The following is a 946-nucleotide window of genomic DNA, read 5'->3' as shown; positions in this document are numbered from 1 at the left end:
TTTTTTGATTGGTTATATATACTGTTTGAAATAGACGATCAATCTCTTTCTATGAGTAAAAGACGAAGAGTATAACGGCTCTTCGTCTTTATTTATATAACATATAACAAATTCAATTACTTTGATAGACTATTTCCATTTGAATCAATCGAGCTATAAATTATTATATGGTTTCCTCTAATAATTTATTATTTCATGATTATGGAACATTCACTATGCTTATTATATAAAAAAATTATTCACTAAAATTTTCAACACATTACTTATTTTAAGGGGTCCTATCAATAGACCACACTATAGTGCCAGTATAGTTACCTGTGTCATTTTTACTAAAAACATTTAACTGTAGAGAAGATTCCAAATTAATTTTCCCTACTGGATCTACAGATAACTGATCATTATTAGCTATAACATTAGGTTGGTCATTTAATACAATATTTCCTGAATTGTCAGGTCTTTTTAAAATTAAATTACTTTGTAACTTGACCATATCATTAGATTGATTATATATCCCGTTTGGCAGATTAGCAGTTAATTTCCATTCATTTTGATTAGAGGTATTTATTAATACTAATTCACTAGAACTCAAATTTTTGACTGGACTTACAGATGTATTACCTATTAAATTACGTGTTACTTCCCCGAATGAAATATTAGGAGCCTCTTTAATATAAATAGATCCTGTATAATAAAAAATTAACGTTAAATCATCAGTAGGTGTTTCACTTGGTTTTATTTCACTACCGTCATTATTACGTACAACATAATCATTTGAGGTTATTGATTGATAGCCTTCATAATTTAAATTTAAGATATTTTCAGAAATCAATTCGTCAATATTATCTTTTAGTGGTTTTGAAATATCAAATTCCACAGAGTCATCTTCTTTAGTTTTTTTTGTAATAATGTCTTCATAAATAGGAAGTTTAGTTTCTTTATTTAAATA

Annotated in this window: 1 protein-coding gene; it reads right to left on the bottom strand. The window is 26.4% G+C overall.

Annotated features, from left to right (window positions below; all coding sequences use genetic code 11):
- Positions 1-268 precede the first annotated feature (268 nt).
- Positions 269-946 (bottom strand): hypothetical protein (locus tag DW196_RS11430; protein ID WP_158563578.1); only part of this gene is annotated, 678 nt, incomplete at its 5' end.

The organism is Vagococcus sp. AM17-17, from assembly GCF_003471765.1.
GTDB classification, from domain to species: Bacteria; Bacillota; Bacilli; order Lactobacillales; family Vagococcaceae; genus Vagococcus; species Vagococcus teuberi.
Note: the sequence above shows the minus strand (reverse complement) of the source record. Positions and strands in the feature narration are given on the sequence as shown.